This window comes from Saccharopolyspora sp. NPDC050389, assembly GCF_040655595.1.
Taxonomy (GTDB): domain Bacteria; phylum Actinomycetota; class Actinomycetes; order Mycobacteriales; family Pseudonocardiaceae; genus Saccharopolyspora.
Map to the genome: position 1 here is coordinate 1 of NZ_JBFAKG010000111.1, position 17,762 is coordinate 17,762.

Below are 17,762 nucleotides of genomic sequence, written 5' to 3' on the forward strand. Positions count from 1 at the left end.
ATCATGAATGCCAATTCACCACGTCGGGGCTGTCCTCGCGAGAAGACCTCTGAGAACCCGCGGCGGTGCCGGTTGCGAGGGTGGGCTAAGCGGCTGCGCCGCTTCAAATGCAAAACGCCCGCGTTACCACATCCGCACGTCACCACATCCAAAACAGCCGCTATAGCGCCCCAAACCACTCACGGGTCCTGACCAGCGGAAACCGTCACCTGGCCCGGGGCATCAGCAGCCACAGGCCCAAGTAGATCAGGAACTGCGGGCCCGGCAGGACGCAGGAGAGCACGAACACCAGCCGCACCAGGCCGACGCGCCAGCCGAAGCGGTTCGCGATCCCGGCGCACACCCCGGCGATCATCGCCCCGTCGCGAGGCCGTTCCAAAACCGTCATGCGCCGAGCCTGCGACGTCCGGCCGCATCGCGCACGCCGGGCCGACGTGGCACGTTGATCCCGTGGAGTTGGAGGACCTCGCCCGCGAGCTGTACGCGGCCGATCCCGCCGGGTTCATCCCGGCCCGCGACCGCCACGCGGCGGCGGCCGCCGAACGCGGCGACCAAGAACTCGCCGCCCAGCTCAAGAAGCTGCGCAAGCCCACCGCCGCAGCCTGGGCGGTGAACCTGCTCGCCACCCGAGACCCCCGCAGCCTCACCACGCTCCTGGAACTCGGCGAGAAGCTGCGAACGGCGCAGCGCGAACTGCGCGGCGACGACCTGCGAACCCTCGCCGCGGACCGCACCCGGCTCCTGCGCGAGCTCACCGGCAGAGCCGCGGAACTCGCCGAGCAGCACGGCCACCGGCTCACCGAACCGACCCGCCAACAGGTCGAGCAAACCCTGACCGCGGCGCTGTCCGATCCCGAAGCAGGCCACGCGGTACAAGCCGGAACCCTCACCAAACCCCTCGAATACAGCGGATTCGGCCTCGACGAACTCGCCGTCGCGGCCATCCGCCGCACCGCCGCACGCCCCAAACCCCAACGGAACGCGGAGCTGCGCGAGCTCCGCGAGCGACTGCGGCACACCGACGAACAACTGGGCGAAGCCACCGGCACAGAGGAGCTAGCCGAGCGCGCCGAGCGCGAAGCCGAGCAGCGCTGCGAAGAGCTGCGCGACGCGCTGGAGGAGCTGCGCGACGACCTGGCGCGGGCGGAAGGCGAGCTTCGCGAGCACCGCCGCAAAGCGAAGACGTCGCGCCAGCGCCGCGAGCGGGCGCAGCACGACCGCGACGCGGCAGCGGAGCGGCTGCGCCGCGCGGAAGCGCGGGAGCGCTGAGCACGCGGTATCCGCGTAGCGGATGGCGGCTATGTGAAAAGTGCGCTTCTCCTGGATGAATCGCCTGCTTAGGGTCTAGCCCCAGGAGCTGCCGGATGATCCCGGCCCGGTTCCGATCGTTCTCGCACCTTGGCTCCAACTCCGACAAAGTCGTCGAGTCCCAGAGGAACCGATATGAGTCCACCGCGGAGCATCCGCCGGATGCGCTTCGTGCTGCTCGTCATGTTGCTGCTCATCGGCATCGTCAACTACATCGACCGCAGCACGCTCGCCATCGCCAACCACAGCGTCCAGGACGAGTTCGGCATCGGCCCCACCGAAATGGGTTTGCTGCTCTCGGTGTTCTCGTGGGCTTACGCGTTCGCCCAGCTGCCCGCCGGTGGTTTGCTCGACCGGTTCGGGCCGCGCAAGGTGCTCGGCGGCGGGCTGCTGCTGTGGTCGATCGCCCAGGCCTTCTGCGGGATCGCCGCCAACTTCAAGCAGATGCTGTTCGGCCGGTTGTTCCTCGGGCTCGGCGAGGCGCCCGCGTTCCCCGGCGGCGCCAAGGTGGTTTCCGACTGGTTCCCGCGCGAATCGCGCGGCGCGCCGATCGGGCTGTTCAACACGGCTTCCACGCTCGCCCCGGCAATCGCCCCGCCGCTGCTGACCTGGCTGATGCTCAGCTACGGCTGGCGCGCCATGTTCGTCGTCGCCGGGGTGGCCGGTGTCGTGCTCGCGCTCGTGTGGTTCGTCGTCTACCGGGACCGCAAGCAGCTCTCCGACGAGCCGCAGGCCGCCGCGGAGCCGGTGTCGATGCGGGAATGGCTCGGATTGCTGCGGCATCGCACCACGTGGGGCATGATCGTCGGCTTCTCCGGGGTGATCTACTCGATCTACCTGTACCTGACCTGGCTGCCCGCCTACCTGGAGAGCGAGCGCGGCCTGAGCGTGGCCGACACCGGGATCGCGCTGATCGTGCCCTACCTCGCCGGCACGCTCGGCATGCTCGCCGGCGGCGGCGTCGGCGATCTCCTGGTGCGGCGCGGGGTTTCCACGATGCTCGCGCGGAAGGTGCCGATCTGCGGCGGGCTGCTGATCGGCGGCCTGTGCACCATCCCGGTCGCGCTCACTCCGAGCACCACGCTGGCGCTGGTGTGCATCTCCGCGTCGCAGTTCTTCATGAACTCGGCGAGCTCCGGCGCCTGGTCGCTGGCGACCACGGTGGGCAGCGAGCGCATCACCGCGTCGCTGGGCAGCCTGCAGAACTTCGGCGGCTACTTCGGCGGCGCGTTCGCACCGCTGATCACCGGCATCATCGTGGACGAGACCGGTTCGTTCGTGATCGCCCTGCTCGCCGCGGGCGGGATCGCGATCGCCGCCGCGCTCAGCTACGCGTTCCTGGTGCGAAAGCCCGTCGGGATTCCCGAATCCGCAGTGGCGGCAGCGCATTCCGGAAAGGACTGATCGCAGTTGTCCAGCCTGCGAGCCGATGCCTTCGCCGGCAAGTCGGTGCTCGTCGTCGGCGGCACCAGCGGAATCGGCGCCGCGGTCGCCAACGCCTTCGCCCGCCACGACGCCGAAGTCCGCGTCACCGGGGTGGGCCCGGCCTCCCCGGAACTCGACGTGACCATCGACGCGTTCGACTCCGACGTGACCCGCCCTGGAACCATAAAGGCTGTTGTGGACGGTTTGGATCGACTGGACGTCCTGGTGAACTGCGCGGGAATCATCCGCCGGGGCGCGGAGTTGGAGCCGGAGGCATTCGCGCGGGTCGTCGACGTCAACCTCACCGGCACCATGCGGGCCTGCGCGGCGGCCCGCGGACTGCTCGCCCACTCCGGCGGCTGCATCATCAACACCGCGTCGATGCTCAGCTACTTCGGCGGCGCGCAGGTGCCCGGCTACTCGGCCAGCAAAGGCGGCGTGGTGCAGCTGACCAAATCGCTGGCGGCAGGCTACGCGGCCGACCGCATCCGGGTCAACGCGGTGGCACCGGGCTGGATCCGCACCGCGCTGACCGGCGAGCTGCAGTCCGATCCCGAAACCGACGCGCGCATCCTCGGCCGGACCCCGCTGGGCCGCTGGGGAACCCCGCAAGACGTGGCGCGCGCAGTGCTCTTCCTCGCCTCCGAGGAGGCGGAATTCATCACCGGGACGGTACTCCCGGTGGACGGCGGCTACCTCGCCGTCTGACAAACTCCGAAACCAGTTGGGAGTGAGCGAAATGTCGTCCGATGTCCAGGTGTTGTCGTCGCCGTCGATCCCGCCCGAGGTGGCGATCGCGGCCGTGCCCGAGGACGACCGGGTGTGGGTGCCGCAGGCGCCGGACGTCTGGTTCCGGCCGCTGATGTTCAACACCGTGGTCGGCCAGTGGTGCAACCTGTTGTGGGTGACCAAGTCCGGCATCGTGTCCCGGCACCGCCACCCAGGCGCGGTGCACGGCTACGTGATCAAGGGCAAGTGGCACTACCACGAACATCCGTGGACGGCCGAGACCGGGCACTACGTGTACGAACCGCCGGGCGAGATCCACACCCTCGCGGTTCCCGCTGATTGCGACGAAATGGTCACGTTCTTCAACATCACCGGTGCGATGATCTACCTTGACGAGGCCGGTCACCAGGTGGGCTACGAAGACGTGTTCACCAAGATCGAAATGTGCCGCGCGCACTACGAGAAAGTCGGACTCGGCGGCGATTTCGTCGACCAGTTCGTGCGTTGACCCGCCGCCGGGCCGACCGGTGGTGGGCGGCCCGGCGCCTCGGTGATCGGCAGCTGTGCTGAACCGGCGAGCCACGAACAAGGGTGTCCAGATGGCCGACGCGAGCATTTCCGATCCAGCCGGAGCCTTTCCCGACAAGCACATTCCGCGACCACAGGTCCGCGACCTCCCCGAGCCGCCCGGCAAGCAGTGGCGCCTCATCGGCCCGGGCATCGTCGCCGCCGGGGTCGGCCTGGCCAGCGGCGAGTTCATCCTCTTCCCGTACATCACGTCGCAGGTCGGCCTGACGTTCGTCTGGGCGGCCATGCTGGGCCTGGTGACGCAGTACTTCCTGAACATGGAGATCGAGCGCTACACCCTGGCCACCGGGGAAACCGCGGTCACCGGCTTCAGCCGGCTGTGGAAGCACTGGGGCCTGGTGTTCGCGATCATGGCCTACTTCGCGAACCTCTGGCCGGCGTGGGCGACGAGCTCGGCGACCCTGGTCAGCTACGTCGTCGGCGGCAACGTCGCGGTGATCTCCGTGGTGATACTCGTGATCGTGGCGCTGATCCTGACGCTGGCGCCGGCCGTCTACACCGCACTGGAACGCGCGCAGATGCTCAAGGTCGCGGCGATCCTGCTGCTCATCCTGATCGGCTCGCTGTTCGTCCTCGGCGCCAACACCTGGGCGGCGCTGCCAAGCGTCGTCACGCAGCCGCGATTCCCCGCCGCCGAACTGGGTTTCGCCGTGCTGATGGGCGCCCTCGCCTTCGCGGGCGCCGGCGGCGGGCAGAACCTGGTGCAGAGCAACTGGATTCGGGACAAGGGATTCGGGATGGGCCGCTACGTCCCGAAGATCGTCTCGCCGCTGACCGGCGAGACGGAGGCACGCGGCCAGGCCGGGTTCATCTTCCCGGCCACCGACGAGAACCTGGCCCGCTGGCGGGTGTGGTGGCGATTCGCCAACAAGGAGCAGCTGCTCACCTTCGTCGCCATCACCTTCCTGTCCATCATGTTCATGTCGCTGCTGGCCTACGCCACCGTCTTCGGCGGCGACGTCTCCAACGACGTGTCGTTCCTGCGCGTCGAGGGCGAGCAGATGATGGCCACGGCCGGCGGCTGGTTCGGCTACTTCTTCTGGGTCGTAGGGGCTTTCTCGCTGTTCGCGGCGGCGCTCGGCATCGTCGACTACACCAGCAGGCTGGCCGCCGACGTGCTGAAGACGACGTACTTCCCGAACGCCTCCGAGAGCAAGATCTACGCCGTGCTGGTGTGGGGCCTGGTGCTGATCGGTGCGCTGGTCGTCGCCGTTGGACTGGGCCAGCCGCTGCTGCTCGCCACCATCTCGGCCTGCACCGGCGGTGTCATGATGTTCGTCTACTCAGGACTGCTGATCGCCATCAACCGCAAGATGCTGCCCGCCGCGATCCGCGTCCGCGGCTACCGGCTGGCCGCGCTGATCTGGTCGATCCTGCTGTTCGGCGTGCTCGCGGTGCTGACCGTGAACCAGCAGCTGGACAAGCTGTTCGGCTGACCCGCATGAACGCATCCAGCAGACCACGGGCCGCGAGGTGGTGGCGGTGAAACCCGGCGAAGCCTACCGCTACCGCCTCGACTGGTTCGTGAGCTTCGTGTCCGTGGTGGAGCACGGCGGGTTCTCCGCCGCGGCGCAGGCGCTGTACCGGTCGCAGTCCCGGATCAGCACGCACGTTTCGGAGCTGGAGCGAGCGCTGGGCGTGCAACTCTTCGACCGGTCGCACCACCCCGTGGCGCTGACCGCCGAAGGCCGCGCGCTGCTGCCGCACGCGCGGGGCATTCTGCAGCACCTGCGGGCCGCCAGCGAGGAGGCCGGGCGCGCCGCCCACCGGGTGCGCGGCCGCGTCCGGCTCGGTGCCTATCCCAGCGCGGCGGCGCACCTGTTCCCGTTCCTCTTCGAGCGCAGCGCGGCGCAGTTCCCGGGCATCGAGCTGGAACCGTGGGAGGGCGCGACGCTGGAGCTGGAGGCCGCGCTGATCGCCGGCGACATCGACCTCGCGGTCCGGCCGGTGCTGCCGGTGCCGGCCGGCGACGCGCTGACCTTCCAGCCGCTGTGGCAGGAGCCGCTGGTGGCGGTGGTGGCGCCCGGCGAGGACCGGCCTGCCGGGCCGCTGCGGCTGGCGGACCTGGCGGCGAAGCCGCTGATCACGATCGGCGAGAACACCGACCGCGCGAACGGCCACTTCGAGTCGAGCCTGGTGTTCGAGCAGGCGGGCCTGGTGCCCAACGTCATCTTCCGCACGAACCAGCCCCAGACGCTGATCGCCTTGGTGCGGAAGGGGAACGCGGTGGGCGTGACCAACGCGCTGGCGATGGTCATGGCGAACACCTCGGGAGTCCGCCTGATCCCGATCAGCGACGTGACCCACGGCCGCGAGGTCGCCCTCTGGTGGCGGAAGGACCGAACCGCCACCGAAGCCCACGAAGCGATCCGGGCCTTGGTGGCGGAGGCGCCGCTCCCGGACTTCACCCACCTCGGCCCGTAGCTGCCCGTGCACACTTTGTGTCGCTATAGCAGCAGAAAGTACGCACGGGTGCTGACCTGCGGATTCGGTCATTCGTCGACGTCGATCACCCCGGTGTTCTGGCCGGCGACCATGAGCCATTGGCCCTCTTCCTCGGCCAGGACGAGCATCGGCGTGCTCTCGTGCTCGTCCTCGACCAGCTTTCCGTCGATCGTCGACCACCGCCGTTGACGCACCTTGGCGACAGCGACGTCGGGTCGGATGAACACCACGTGCACGACCTCCAGGGTGGTTTTCGCGCCCTGCATCGCGCCCGGGAGAACCTTGCGCGAGAACGCCGCGATCGTGTCGCGACCGAGGAGGTTCCGTCCGCCGCCCGTTGTCCAGATCGCGTCGTGCCGGAACAGGTCGATGAACTCCTCGGCGAGTTCGTTCATCTGGGAGTGCTCGATGGTGGCGGCCACCCGCTTGATGGCCTCGATGTCGGCTGCGCGCTGCGCGTCGGTGCTCGTCGTCTCCATGAAGATCACCTTGCAACCTCTAGTATGCATGAGGTCAAGGCGGCTGGGCCGTGTCGGCAGTGACGCCTGGTGAGGGCGCGACGGCCGGCATTTCACGCGGTCACCGAGCTGTTCGACCAACGCGCGAAATCGCCCGCTCGTTCGGCGGGGCGCCGGATGCAGGGTCCGCAATGCGGAAGCCTCCGGCCGCTGGGGTCGGAGGCTCCGCCGGGCCGGGAATTTCGAAAGCTCCACGTGCCAGCGCAGGGCGCCCGGTCGGCACCTCCAGGGTAGCTCTCAGTCGCCTTCGCCGGGAGTTCCCCAGCCGCCTCCACCTGGGGTTTCGATGCGGATCCGGTCGCCTCGGCGCAGCGGCCAGGTGCCCTTGGCCGGGAGCTGCTCCTCGGTGCCGTCCGCCCGGATCAGGACGTTGCGGCCCACCGCGCCCGGCTCGCCGCCCCGAGCGCCCCGCGGGGCGTGTTCGCGGCGTTCGGACTGGATGGTCAGGGTGCAGTCGGCGAGCGCCTCGATCTCCCGCACCAGGCCGTCGCCTCCCGGGTGCCGTCCCGCGCCGCCGGACGACGGCCGGAGCTCGTAGCGCCAGACCCGCAGCGGGTAGTCCAGCTCCATCGCTTCCGCCGGCGTGTTCTGGGTGTTGGTCATGCCCGTGTGCACGCCTGACATGCCCGGCCGGGTGGGCGTGCCGCCTTCGCCGCCGCCCAGCGTCTCGTAGTAGCTGAACGCCGGGTCGCCGCCGCCGATCAGCAGGTTGTTCATGGTTCCCTGGCTGCCTGCCGGCACGCGGTCGGGGATCGCCTGGGCGAACGCGCCGAGCAGCACGTCCACGATGCGCTGGCTGGTTTCCACGTTGCCCGCCGCGGTCGGGGCCGGGAACGTCGGGTTCACGACCGTGCCTTCCGGCGCTTCGACGCGCAGCGCCCGGTAGCAGCCGGCGTTGGGCGGTGCGTCGGGATCGGTGAGCATCCGGAGCACGAACATCGAGGCCGACAGCGTCACCGCGAACACCGCGTTGCAGTTCACCGGGATCTGCCGGGCCGTGCCGTCGAAGTCCACCAGCACCTCGTCACCGGACACGGTCACCGCCGCCTTGATCGGGACTCCGTCGCCGATCTCCAGCACGTCCTCGCTGCGGTAGCAGCCGTCGGGGATGTCGCGGATCGCCGCGCGCACCCGGCGGTCGGAGTAGTCGCACACCGCCGCCATCGCCTCGCGCAGCCGCCGCGAGCCCATCCTGTCGGCCAGTTCGCGCATTCGCACCGCGCCGACGTGGTTCGCCGCGAACTGGGCGCGCAGGTCGCCGCGGCGTTCCTCGGGAGTCCGCGAGTTCGCCGCGATCAGCCGGACCACGTCCTCGCGTTCGCCGGTCGCGTCGGCGATGTGGATCGGCGGGATGCGGATGCCCTCCATCGCGATCTCGGTCGCGGTCGCGGGCATCGAGCCCGGCGCGGCGCCGCCGACGTCCGCGTGGTGGGCGCGGTTGGCCACGTAGCCCAGCAGCCGGTCGTCGTGGCCGACGGCGGCGACGATCGTCAGGTCCGGCAGGTGGGTGCCGCCGAGGTACGGGTCGTTCACGCAGACCTGCTGGCCCGGTTCGAGCGGCCCGCAGGTGTCCAGGACGGCTCGGACGCTGGCCGGCATCGCGCCCAGGTGCACCGGGATGTGCTCGGCCTGCGCGACCATCTCGCCGGCGGCGTCGAACACCGCGGCCGAGCAGTCGGCGCGTTCCTTGATGTTGGGGGAGTAGGCGGCGCGGCGCAGCGCCACGCCCATCTCGTCGGCGATGCCGGCCAGGGCGTGGCGGAACACCTCCAGCTCCACGGCGGTCAGCTCGGTCATGTCAACCGCACCACCAGATTCCCGGAATCGTCCACTGTGGCCAGTTCGTCCTCGGCGAGCAGCGTCGTGGTGTCCGGCTGCTCGATCAGCGCCGGACCGGCGACCTCGTCGCCCGCCCGCAGCGCGGCTCGGGACACGATCCGCGCGCGCACCGTCCGGTCGCCGATGCCGATCTCGCGATCCGGCTTGCGCTCCGGTTCGCCCTGGTCCCAGTCCTGCGGCGGGCCCGCGAGGATCGGTTCGCCGCGGGCGATGACCCGCAGCGTGACGACCTCGACCCGCTCATCCCGCATCGCGTACCCGTACGACTCGCGGTGCGCGGCGTGCAGCAGCTCGGCGAGATCCGCTTCCTCGGCGACGTCGATCCGCAGCTCGTGGGATTGACCTGCGTAGCGCATATCGGCCACTTTGGACAGAGATATGTTCGTTGCGACGCCTTGTTTTTCGAGCTCTCGATGTGCCTCGGTGCCCAGTTCATCCCATGTCTGCGACAGATCTTCGCCGGCATCCACCAGTACCGTTCGCGACGCCTCGAAGCGCGGCGGAGCCAGCAGCAGGCCGAGCGCGCTGAGCACGCCGGGCGCGGGCGGCACCACCACGGCAGGGCAGCCGAGTTCCCGCGCCAGCGCGGTCGCGTGCAGCGGGCCCGCGCCGCCGTAGGCGACCAGGGCGAGCCCGGCCGGATCGACACCGCGCTCGGTGCTGACCTTGCGCAGCGCCCGCGCCATCGTCGCGCGCACGACGGCCAGCACCCCGGCGGCCGGTTCCGGCAGCGTGCCCAGCGCTCGGTGCGCGGCGTCGGCGTCCAGTCGGAGGCCGCCGCCGAGCTCGCGCGCCGGGTCGAGATGGCCCAGCGCGCAGTGCGCGTCCGTCACCGTGGGTTCGTCTCCGCCAAGGCCGTAGCAGGCCGGGCCGGGGTCGGCGCCGGCCGAGTGCGGGCCGACCCGCAACGCGCCGCCGATGTCCACCCACGCGATCGACCCGCCACCGGCTCCGACGGTGTGGATGCCGACCGCCGGGGTGCGGAACGGCAGTCCGGCGATCTCCGAAGAGGTCGACACCTCGGGGCGGCCCTCGCGGATCAGGCACACGTCGGTGGACGTGCCGCCCATGTCGAAGGCGATCGCGTCGTCGAATCCGGCCGAGCGCGCGACCGCCCCGGCGGCCACCACGCCGGCGGCCGGGCCGGAGAGCAGCGTGTGCACCGGTGCCGCCGCGGCGAAGTCCACGCCGGCCGTGCCGCCGCTGGAGGTCATCACGGTGATCGTCGGCTCGGGCAGCCGGGTGGTCAGGTTCGACAGGTAGCGGCGCATCACCGGCTCGATGGCCGCGTTGAGCACGCAGGTCGACGCGCGCTCGAACTCGCGGAACTCCGGTAGCAGTGAGCTGGAGCAGGTGATCGGCACGCCGAGCTCGGCCAGCGCCGCGCACAGCCGGCGCTCGTGGTCGTCGCAGGCGTAGGAGAACAGCAGGCACACGGCGATCGACTCGGGTTCGAGGCGGCGGACCGCGGCCACCACCCGGTCGATCTCGGCGTCAGTGAGCTCGACGATCGCCTCGCCCCGCGGGCTCATCCGCTCGGCGACGGTGACCACCCGCTCGTGCGGCACCAGCGGTTCCGGCTTGGTCGCGGACAGGTCGTAGAGGGCGGGGCGGTTCTGCCGGGCGATCTGCAGGACGTCGGTGAAGCCGTCGGTGGTGACGAAGGCGGTGCGGGCGATCTTGCGCTCCAGCACGGCGTTGGTGGCGGTGGTGCTGCCGTGCGGCAGGAGCCGGAGCGCGCCGCCGGGCAGGCCCTCGGCGATGCCGCGCTGCACCCCTTCGGCCTGGTTCGCCGGAGTGGTGGGCACCTTCACCGCCCTGGGCCGGTGACCGGGGGCGTGCACGACGACGTCGGTGAACGTGCCACCGACGTCCACCCCGGCACACGCCTCGGCCTCTCCGGACATCACAGTCACCCGCGCTCAATCATCGCGCAGCAGTCCCCGTTCGGCAGCCGCAGCGTGGCCGATCCTGGCTGAGCCGCCCATCCTCGTGAGTGCTTCTGGTCGCTATAGCGTCTGTTCTGGAAGGTGGTTCGATCTTTGTCTTTGAAGCGGCGCAGCCGCTTAGCCCACCCTCGCAACTTGCACCGCCGCGGGTTCTCAGACGTCGTCTGGCGAGGACAGCCCCGATGCCGCGTATTGGTCATACGTAAGTCGGGGCTCCCACAGTCCAGGCGGCGGCCGTAATTCCCGCAGGGGGGCCGCCACCCGCACCGCCACGCAAAACGAGTTTGGAAACAGCCTCTACTGTGGATTCGCCAGCTGGTCGAAGGTGGGCTGGCGGCTGGCCGCCACGTGCTTCAGGGCGATCCGGGCCGCGTCTTCGGCGTTGCCGGCGGCGATCGCGTCGAACAGGTCGGTGTGCTCCCGGCAGAGCATCTCCGGGTCGGTCGCGCTGGTGAGCCGGAACAGCCAGCGGACCTTGCTGTTCAGCGGCGCCATCATCGAGTGCAGCAGCTCGTTGTCGGCGAGGTCGATGATCGTCGCGTGGAACGCGGCGTTCGCGCGGGCGATGCCGTCCTTGTCCGCGGCGGCCGTGGTCGCCCGCGCGTCGTCGAGGTGCGCCCGCAGCCGTTGCAGGCCCTGCCGGTCGGCGCGCTGCGCCGCGAGCCGAGCGGCCAGCGACTCCAGGCTTTCCCGGATCTCGAACAGGTTCTCGACGTCCTTCGCGGTCATCGAGGCGACCACCACGCCGCGCCGCGGCAGCGCGCGCACCAGTCCTTCGGATTCCAGCTGCCGGAACGCCTCACGCAGCGGGATCCGCGAAACCTCCAGCTGCTGCGCGAGATCGCGCTCCACCAGCCGGAAGTCCGGCGGGTACGCCCCGGAGATGATCCGCTCGCGCAGTTCGTCGGTGATCGAGTCGCGCAACGAACGGTGCGCCGCCCCGACGGAAGGTCGCGCTTCCAGCGACACCTGGCACCTCCTGGCCGCGGTCCGGCTCCGCGCGGCCCATCGTATTCCGCCTATTCGGGCAGCGAGATCTCGATCCCGATGCCCTTCTCGCACGCCCGGTCGACGAGGATCCGGGCGGTCGCGATGTCCTGGATCGGCACGCCCACCGAGTTGAACAGGGTGATCTGCGCATCGTCGCTGCGGCCGGGCTTCGCGCCGGTGAGGACCTCGCCGAGCTCGTCGCGGAAGTGGTCGACCGTGATGGCGCCCTCGTCGAGCGGGATCGACACGGCGCCCGATTCGGCGAGCGCGGTGTCCAGGGTGTCCACCACGACGCGGGAGCGCACGATGCCGTCGGTGTCGATCTCTCGGTGGTCCCGGCGCGGCGGCGCGCCGACGGCGTTGACGTGCAGGCCTTCGCCGAACCAGCGGCCGGCGACCACGGGCGTCGCCGACGGGGTGAGGGTGCAGAGGATGTCCGAGCCGCGGACGACCTGCTCGGGGCTGCCGGCGAGCTCGATGTCCAGGCCGCTGTCGGCCACGGCGTCCCGGAAGGCGCGGGCACTGGCCTCGGTGCGGCTCCAGACCAGCACCCGGTCGATCGGCCGGACCCGCGTGATCGCCGCGAGGTGGCTGCGCGCCTGCGCGCCCGCGCCGATCAGGCCCAGTACGCGCGCGTCGGCGCGGGCCAGGCAGCGGGTCGCGACGGCGGAAGCGGCGGCGGTCCGGTACTGGGTGATCGCGCCGCCGTCGAGGAATGCCTCGCAGACTCCGGTTTCGGGGTTCACCAGGACGATCGTCGACTGCTGCCGGGGCATCGCGCGGGCCGGGTTCGTGGGCACGTCGGCGAGCAGCTTGACGCCGCCGGCCTGGCTGTTGGCGAGCGCCGCCGTCATCGGGATCAGATGCGCGTCGGTGCCGGGCGTGCGGGCGGCGTGCCGCTCGGGCTGGTCGGCGCGGCCGAGCGCGAGGTCCTCGTGCGCCTTCTGCACCGCATCGATCACCTCGTCCATCGAGATCAGGGAGCGAACGTCGGACCGGGTCAGGATGCGGACCATCGGGACCTCTCCGTCGAAGAAGGAGTGTTGGTCTATGGTATACCATATTGCGACGCCTTCAGTCCCGCCCAGACGGGCGCGCTCAGGTCACCGGCGCCGTCCGGCCGCGAGCGGGACGATCCGGCCGCGGCGCTCCAGCTTCTGCCACGGCAGCCGGGCGCCGGCGAGGGCGGTGATCACCGACTGCACCACGACCAGGTACATCAGCTGCCGGTACACGATCTGCTGCAGCGGCATCACCAGCAGCGGGCGCAGCGGCTCGCCGTCCAGGCGGAACGCGATCACGCCGGGAACCGCCTGCAGCGCGAGGAATCCCAGCCAGGTCAGGGCGACCGTGCCGGCGTCCTCGGTGAACAGCGCGAAGCACGCGGTGACGTCGACCACCGGGGAGATCACCTGCAGCAACACCTGGAAGATGAGCAGGTAGGGCAGGCCGCGGCGACCGAGCCGGCCCGCCGCGCCGCGCTCGACGACGGCGCGCCGGTGCTTCCAGATGGCCTGCAACGTCCCGTAGCACCACCGGTAGCGCTGCTTCCACAGCTGGCCGTAGGTGGCCGGCGCCTCGGTCCACGAGATCGCGCGCTCCTCGTAGACCACGCGCCACCCATCGCGCTCTAGGGCCATGGTCAGGTCGGTGTCCTCGGCGAGGGTGTCGTCGCTGACGCCGCCGGCCTCCAGGATCGCCGAGCGCCGGAAGGCGCCGAGCGCGCCGGGCACCGTCGGTGTGCAGTGCAGCACGTCGTAGACGCGGCGGTCGAGGTTGAACCCGATCACGTACTCGATGTGCTGCCAGCGGCCGAGCAGGCTGCGGCGGTTGCCGACCTTGACGTTGCCGGACACCGCGCCGATCGCCGGGTCGGTGAAGTGCGCGACCAGCCGTCCCACCGCATCGGGTTCGAGCACCGTGTCGCCGTCCACCATGACCACGAGCTCCGAGTTCGCCTCTGCCAGCCCGGTGTTGAGCGCCGCGGCCTTGCCGGAGTTCTCCTGCCGGACCAACCGGATGCGCGGGAACCGCTCCTGCAACCGCTCGACCACCTCGACGGTGCGATCGGTGGAGCCGTCGTCGACCACGACCACCTCCACCGGATGTTCGGAGGCGAGGATCGACCGCACCGTGTTCGCGATGCCGGCTTCTTCGTTGTACGCCGGGACGATCACGCCGACGCGCTGGCTGATCTGCCACGGCGGCTCCCACCGGCGGGAACGCCGCACGTGGAAGGGCACGACGAGCAGCACGAAGACGCCGCGCAGCGCGACCAGCGCGGTCGCCGCCCACAGCAGCACGCGCAGCGCGTCCGACAGCCAGGCGGACGACCAGATGGCGGCGACGAGCATGGTGCCGGCGATGCGGTCGACGGCGCCGGCCTGGTTCATCATGCCGGGGAGCTGGAAGGTGCCGCCGACGGAGTCGACCCGCCACCCGGAGCGCTGCAGATCGGGCAGCAGGCGGTCGAGCGCCTCGGCGGTCGCCGGGCCGGCGGTGTCGCTCATCATCAGCACCGCGCCGCGGTCGTCGCGGGGCGTCGAGTTCGCCAGCACCGCCGCTGCGTCGGGTTGCTTCCAGTCCTGCGAGTCCAGGTCGGCCAGCACCACCTGGCGGCCGTGGTTGCCGATGCGCAGGAACGCCTTCCACGCCTCGTAGTCCAGCGACCCGGTTGTCGCGTATGGCGGTTGGACGAGGTCTGTCGTGATGCCGGCGGCGCCCGCCAGCACGAGGTCGGTGGCCTGCAGTTCCAGCTGCACCCGCAGGTCGCCGGCCTGTCGCAGGTCGGTGCGGGTGAGGGTGCGGTTGCCGACTTCGTGCCCGGCGTCGACGATCCGGCGGATCAGCGCCGGGTTCTCGGCGGCCTGCGCGCCGGTCACGAAGAAGGTGGCGTGCACCTGGTGCCGGGCCAGCACGTCCAGCAGCACCGGTGTCCACTGCGGATCAGGGCCGTCCGCGAAGGTGAGCGCCAGGTGGCGGGCCGGCGGGTGCTGCACCACCGGCTCGCGCGGATCGATCACGGAACCGCCGGCGAACGCGGATTCGGGGACGAACTGCCTGGAGCCGCTCGGCGTGCTCGGCGTGCCCGCGCGGCTGAGCACCACGTCCAGGCCGAGCAGGCCGCACAGCACGAGAAGCACCAGGCCGAGCAGCAGCCAGTGCGCCCGGGGAGTTCGGGGGATTCGGGAGCGACGCGGCAAAAGTGGTTCCTGCCTCAGGGGTTGGTGCCTGCGGTGGTCGGCAGCGGCGGCGCGGGTGCGCGCGAGTTGAGCATCGCCGCGGCGAGGAACAGCCCGAGGCAGACGAGGACGAGGCTGATCACCAGGACGAACCGGCGGAACGCGCGGCGGCGGCGACCGCTGCTGTCGACGAATACCGGCTCCGCCGGGTGGTGCACCCGGCGCACGCGCCGGTCCGGCAGCACGTCGAGGGTGGTTTCGCCGCTATGTCTGCGTCGTCCGGAGTGTCCGGTGTGGACCAATACCGTTCCGGGGCCGCCGCGGCGCCGGTGCCTGGCGCGAACTTCCTCCGAGCCGCTACGGGGTCGCTGGCGGTCTCGCCGGGACATCACTACTCCGGTTGTCGGGGGCGTCGATCACTCGAATGGGTAAGTCGGGGCACAGTACGATAACGTTACGGCCACTCTGGACCAAAGGCGCGCTGTTGTCGGGGAGGCGTGCGAGTGACCTGACGCGCGGAGTGAACACGGATAGTGAGAACTTTCTTGCGGCGAACCACCCGACTGCTGTCGCTGGCCCTCGTCGGCCTGGTCGTGCTCGTCGCCGCCATTGCGCTGTACCTGGACTTCTCGCTGGGCAGGGTGCCCGCGTTCACCGACTACCTTGACCGCGCCGCGTCGGCGCAGGGCACGAACTGGCTGCTGGTCGGTTCGGACAGCCGAGAGGGGCTTTCCGCGCAGCAGGAACAGGATTTGGTCACCGGCGGCACGGCCGACGCGGCCGGATCCCGCACCGACACGGTCATGCTGCTGCACATCCCGGCCGGTGCGGGCGCGCCGACGCTGGTCAGCCTGCCCCGCGACTCGCTGGTGCCGATCAACGGCCACGGTCCGAACAAGCTCAACGCGGCTTACTCCCTCGGCGGCCCGACGCTGCTGTCGCGCACCGTGGAGGAGACGACCGGGCTGCACATCGACCACTACCTGGAGATCGGGCTGGGTGGTTTCGCCGGAGTGGTGGACGCGGTCGGCGGGGTGCGGATGTGCCTGCCGCAGGAGATCCACGACCCGAAGATCGACCTGGCCCTGGAGGCCGGCTGCCAGCAGCTGACCGGCGCGCAGGCGCTCGGTTTCGTCCGCACCCGCGCCTTCGCACGCGGTGACCTGGAGCGCTCGGAGCACCAGCGGGAGTTCCTCACCGCGTTGGTGCGCAAGGCGACCAGCCGGGAGGTGCTGTTCAACCCAGTGCGCTCGGTGCCCATGGCCTGGCGGCTCGCCGCGACCGTGACGGTCTCGGACGGCGACCACCTGGACGATCTCGGGCAGCTCGGCTACCAGGCGAGCACCGCGGGCGAGGGACTGATCACGGCCGCGGTGCCGACCAACGGCGGGATGGACATGCCCGGCGTCGGCGCGGTCCTGTTCTGGGACAAGGAGAAGTCGGCGGAGCTGTTCACCGCGCTCCAGCAGGACCGGCCGGTGCCCCGCGAGGCGCTTACCGGCGCCCCGTGAGCGGTCAGGCCGGGTCGACCGGCAGCGAGCCGACCTGGCAGTCCTTGACGCCGACGGTGTCGCGGGTGATCGCCTCGACGTTCTTCTGCGCCCGCTCCGGGTCGTTGACCCACATCCGGTAGAAGTCGAACGGGCAGTCCGCGACGCCCTTGTCGCCTTCTCCGGCGGCGTGCACCCCGGAATAGCCGCGGTGCAGCAGCTTGAAGAGGTGGTTCTGGGACTGGTCGTGGTGGCGCGCGTCGCGGATCGCCGACACCGACAGCTGCGCGTACTGGATGCCGTACTCCTCCTCGCCGGTCTCGCCGAGGGTGCGGCCGTCGAAGCCGATGATCGAGGAGTGGCCGAAGTAGGAGTAGACGCCGTCGAAGCCGGCGGCGTTGGCGACCGCGACGTAGCAGTTGTTCGCCCACGCCATCGCCTTGGCCATCAGCACCTGCTGGTCCTTGGCCGGGTACATGTAGCCCTGGCAGCGGACCACGAGCTCGGCGCCCTTCATCGCGCAGTCCCGCCAGATCTCCGGGTAGTTGCCGTCGTCGCAGATGATCAGGGAGATCTTCATGCCCTTGGGGCCGTCGACGACGTGCGTCGTGTCGCCCGGGTACCAGCCCTCGATCGGGCACCAGGGCAGGATCTTGCGGTACCGCTGCACGATCTCGCCGCGATCGTTGATCAGCACGAGCGTGTTGTACGGCGGCTTGTTCGGGTGGTCCTCGTGGCGTTCGCCGGTGATGGAGAAGACGCCCCACGTCTCGGCCCGGCGGCAGGCGTCGGCGAAGATCTCGGTTTCCTCGCCGGGGACCGTCGACGCGGTCGCGAACATCTCGTCGGGGTCGTACATGATGCCCTGCGTCGAGTACTCCGGGAACACCACCAGGTCCATGCCCGGCAGGCCGGTCTTGATGCCGACGACCATGTCGGCGATCTGCCGCGCGTTGACGAGCACTTCCTCCTTGGTGTGCAGGCGCGGCATCTTGTAGTTGACCACCGCGACGCCGACGGTGTCCGGGCTGGCGGCGATGTCCCCGTGTCGCATCGGTTTCCTCCTCGGACGAGATGATTCCCGCTGGAACACTTCCAGGTGAAAATAAATCGGCATGGGCGGAGCGTCAAGCGATGAGCTGCACCGACGCGGAATTCGGCTGGAGATCGAGGAAATCGGGGGCGCTCGGTTGCGTGCGGGGCCGGGGGGTGTTTTTGTTGTGGTTGAAAGCCCCAAAAAGAACGGCCCCCGCGGCGACCCCCCCCAGAGAGGCCCCAGGCGAGGGGGGGGGGGTTGGA

At 70.3% G+C, this 17,762-nt stretch carries 16 protein-coding genes; 7 read left to right on the plus strand and 9 right to left on the minus strand.

Features of this window, described 5'->3' with window-relative positions; translation table 11 throughout:
• Positions 1–205: 205 nt before the first annotated feature.
• Complete coding sequence (locus tag AB0I53_RS42705; RefSeq protein WP_358615097.1) at positions 206–388, minus strand: PspC domain-containing protein; 183 nt, start codon at positions 386–388, stop codon at positions 206–208.
• Between the two features lie 62 nt (positions 389–450).
• Here AB0I53_RS42705 and AB0I53_RS42710 point away from each other — a divergent pair, with 62 nt between their 5' ends.
• The 6 genes from AB0I53_RS42710 (at position 451) to AB0I53_RS42735 (ending at position 6,474) form a co-directional block, all read left to right on the plus strand.
• Complete coding sequence (locus tag AB0I53_RS42710) at positions 451–1,269, plus strand: hypothetical protein (RefSeq protein ID WP_358615099.1); 819 nt, start codon at positions 451–453, stop codon at positions 1,267–1,269.
• 174 nt (positions 1,270–1,443) lie between these two features.
• Complete coding sequence (locus AB0I53_RS42715) at positions 1,444–2,712, plus strand: MFS transporter (RefSeq protein ID WP_358615101.1); 1,269 nt, start codon at positions 1,444–1,446, stop codon at positions 2,710–2,712.
• A 6-nt stretch (positions 2,713–2,718) separates the two neighbouring features.
• A complete protein-coding gene (locus AB0I53_RS42720; protein WP_358615103.1) occupies positions 2,719–3,441 on the plus strand; it encodes an SDR family oxidoreductase in 723 nt (240 codons plus the stop codon).
• Between the two features lie 31 nt (positions 3,442–3,472).
• On the plus strand, positions 3,473–3,970 hold the full coding sequence (locus tag AB0I53_RS42725; protein WP_358615105.1) for a 2,4'-dihydroxyacetophenone dioxygenase family protein: 498 nt from the start codon (positions 3,473–3,475) through the stop codon (positions 3,968–3,970).
• A 91-nt stretch (positions 3,971–4,061) separates the two neighbouring features.
• Positions 4,062–5,486, plus strand: coding sequence for an Nramp family divalent metal transporter (locus AB0I53_RS42730; RefSeq protein WP_358615107.1), 1,425 nt, complete (start codon positions 4,062–4,064; stop codon positions 5,484–5,486).
• 46 nt (positions 5,487–5,532) lie between these two features.
• On the plus strand, positions 5,533–6,474 hold the full coding sequence (locus tag AB0I53_RS42735) for a LysR family transcriptional regulator (RefSeq protein WP_358615109.1): 942 nt from the start codon (positions 5,533–5,535) through the stop codon (positions 6,472–6,474).
• Positions 6,475–6,542: 68 nt separating this feature from the next.
• Here the strand turns inward: AB0I53_RS42735 and AB0I53_RS42740 are convergent, their stop codons facing one another.
• The 7 genes from AB0I53_RS42740 to AB0I53_RS42770 all read right to left on the minus strand — a co-directional run bounded on the left by AB0I53_RS42740 (position 6,543) and on the right by AB0I53_RS42770 (position 15,218).
• Positions 6,543–6,974 (minus strand): SgcJ/EcaC family oxidoreductase, encoded by a 432-nt coding sequence (locus AB0I53_RS42740; RefSeq protein WP_358615111.1) that lies wholly within the window; start codon positions 6,972–6,974, stop codon positions 6,543–6,545.
• Positions 6,975–7,250: 276 nt separating this feature from the next.
• Complete coding sequence (locus tag AB0I53_RS42745; protein WP_358615113.1) at positions 7,251–8,810, minus strand: hydantoinase B/oxoprolinase family protein; 1,560 nt, start codon at positions 8,808–8,810, stop codon at positions 7,251–7,253.
• On the minus strand, positions 8,807–10,759 hold the full coding sequence (locus AB0I53_RS42750) for a hydantoinase/oxoprolinase family protein (RefSeq protein WP_358615115.1): 1,953 nt from the start codon (positions 10,757–10,759) through the stop codon (positions 8,807–8,809). Before AB0I53_RS42750 ends, AB0I53_RS42745 begins: the two co-directional genes overlap by 4 nt.
• A gap of 339 nt (positions 10,760–11,098) precedes the next feature.
• Complete coding sequence (locus AB0I53_RS42755; RefSeq protein WP_358615117.1) at positions 11,099–11,770, minus strand: GntR family transcriptional regulator; 672 nt, start codon at positions 11,768–11,770, stop codon at positions 11,099–11,101.
• Between the two features lie 50 nt (positions 11,771–11,820).
• A complete protein-coding gene (locus tag AB0I53_RS42760) occupies positions 11,821–12,807 on the minus strand; it encodes an ornithine cyclodeaminase family protein (RefSeq protein WP_358615119.1) in 987 nt (328 codons plus the stop codon).
• 87 nt (positions 12,808–12,894) lie between these two features.
• Positions 12,895–14,994 (minus strand): bifunctional polysaccharide deacetylase/glycosyltransferase family 2 protein, encoded by a 2,100-nt coding sequence (locus AB0I53_RS42765; RefSeq protein WP_358615121.1) that lies wholly within the window; start codon positions 14,992–14,994, stop codon positions 12,895–12,897.
• 14 nt (positions 14,995–15,008) lie between these two features.
• Positions 15,009–15,218, minus strand: a complete 210-nt coding sequence (locus AB0I53_RS42770; RefSeq protein WP_358615123.1) for a hypothetical protein — start codon at positions 15,216–15,218, stop codon at positions 15,009–15,011.
• A gap of 300 nt (positions 15,219–15,518) precedes the next feature.
• Here AB0I53_RS42770 and AB0I53_RS42775 point away from each other — a divergent pair, with 300 nt between their 5' ends.
• A complete protein-coding gene (locus tag AB0I53_RS42775) occupies positions 15,519–16,484 on the plus strand; it encodes an LCP family protein (protein ID WP_358615125.1) in 966 nt (321 codons plus the stop codon).
• 4 nt (positions 16,485–16,488) lie between these two features.
• Here AB0I53_RS42775 and AB0I53_RS42780 read toward each other — a convergent pair whose 3' ends face one another.
• Positions 16,489–17,517, minus strand: a complete 1,029-nt coding sequence (locus tag AB0I53_RS42780) for an aliphatic amidase (protein ID WP_358615127.1) — start codon at positions 17,515–17,517, stop codon at positions 16,489–16,491.
• Between the last annotated feature and the right edge of the window lie 245 nt (positions 17,518–17,762).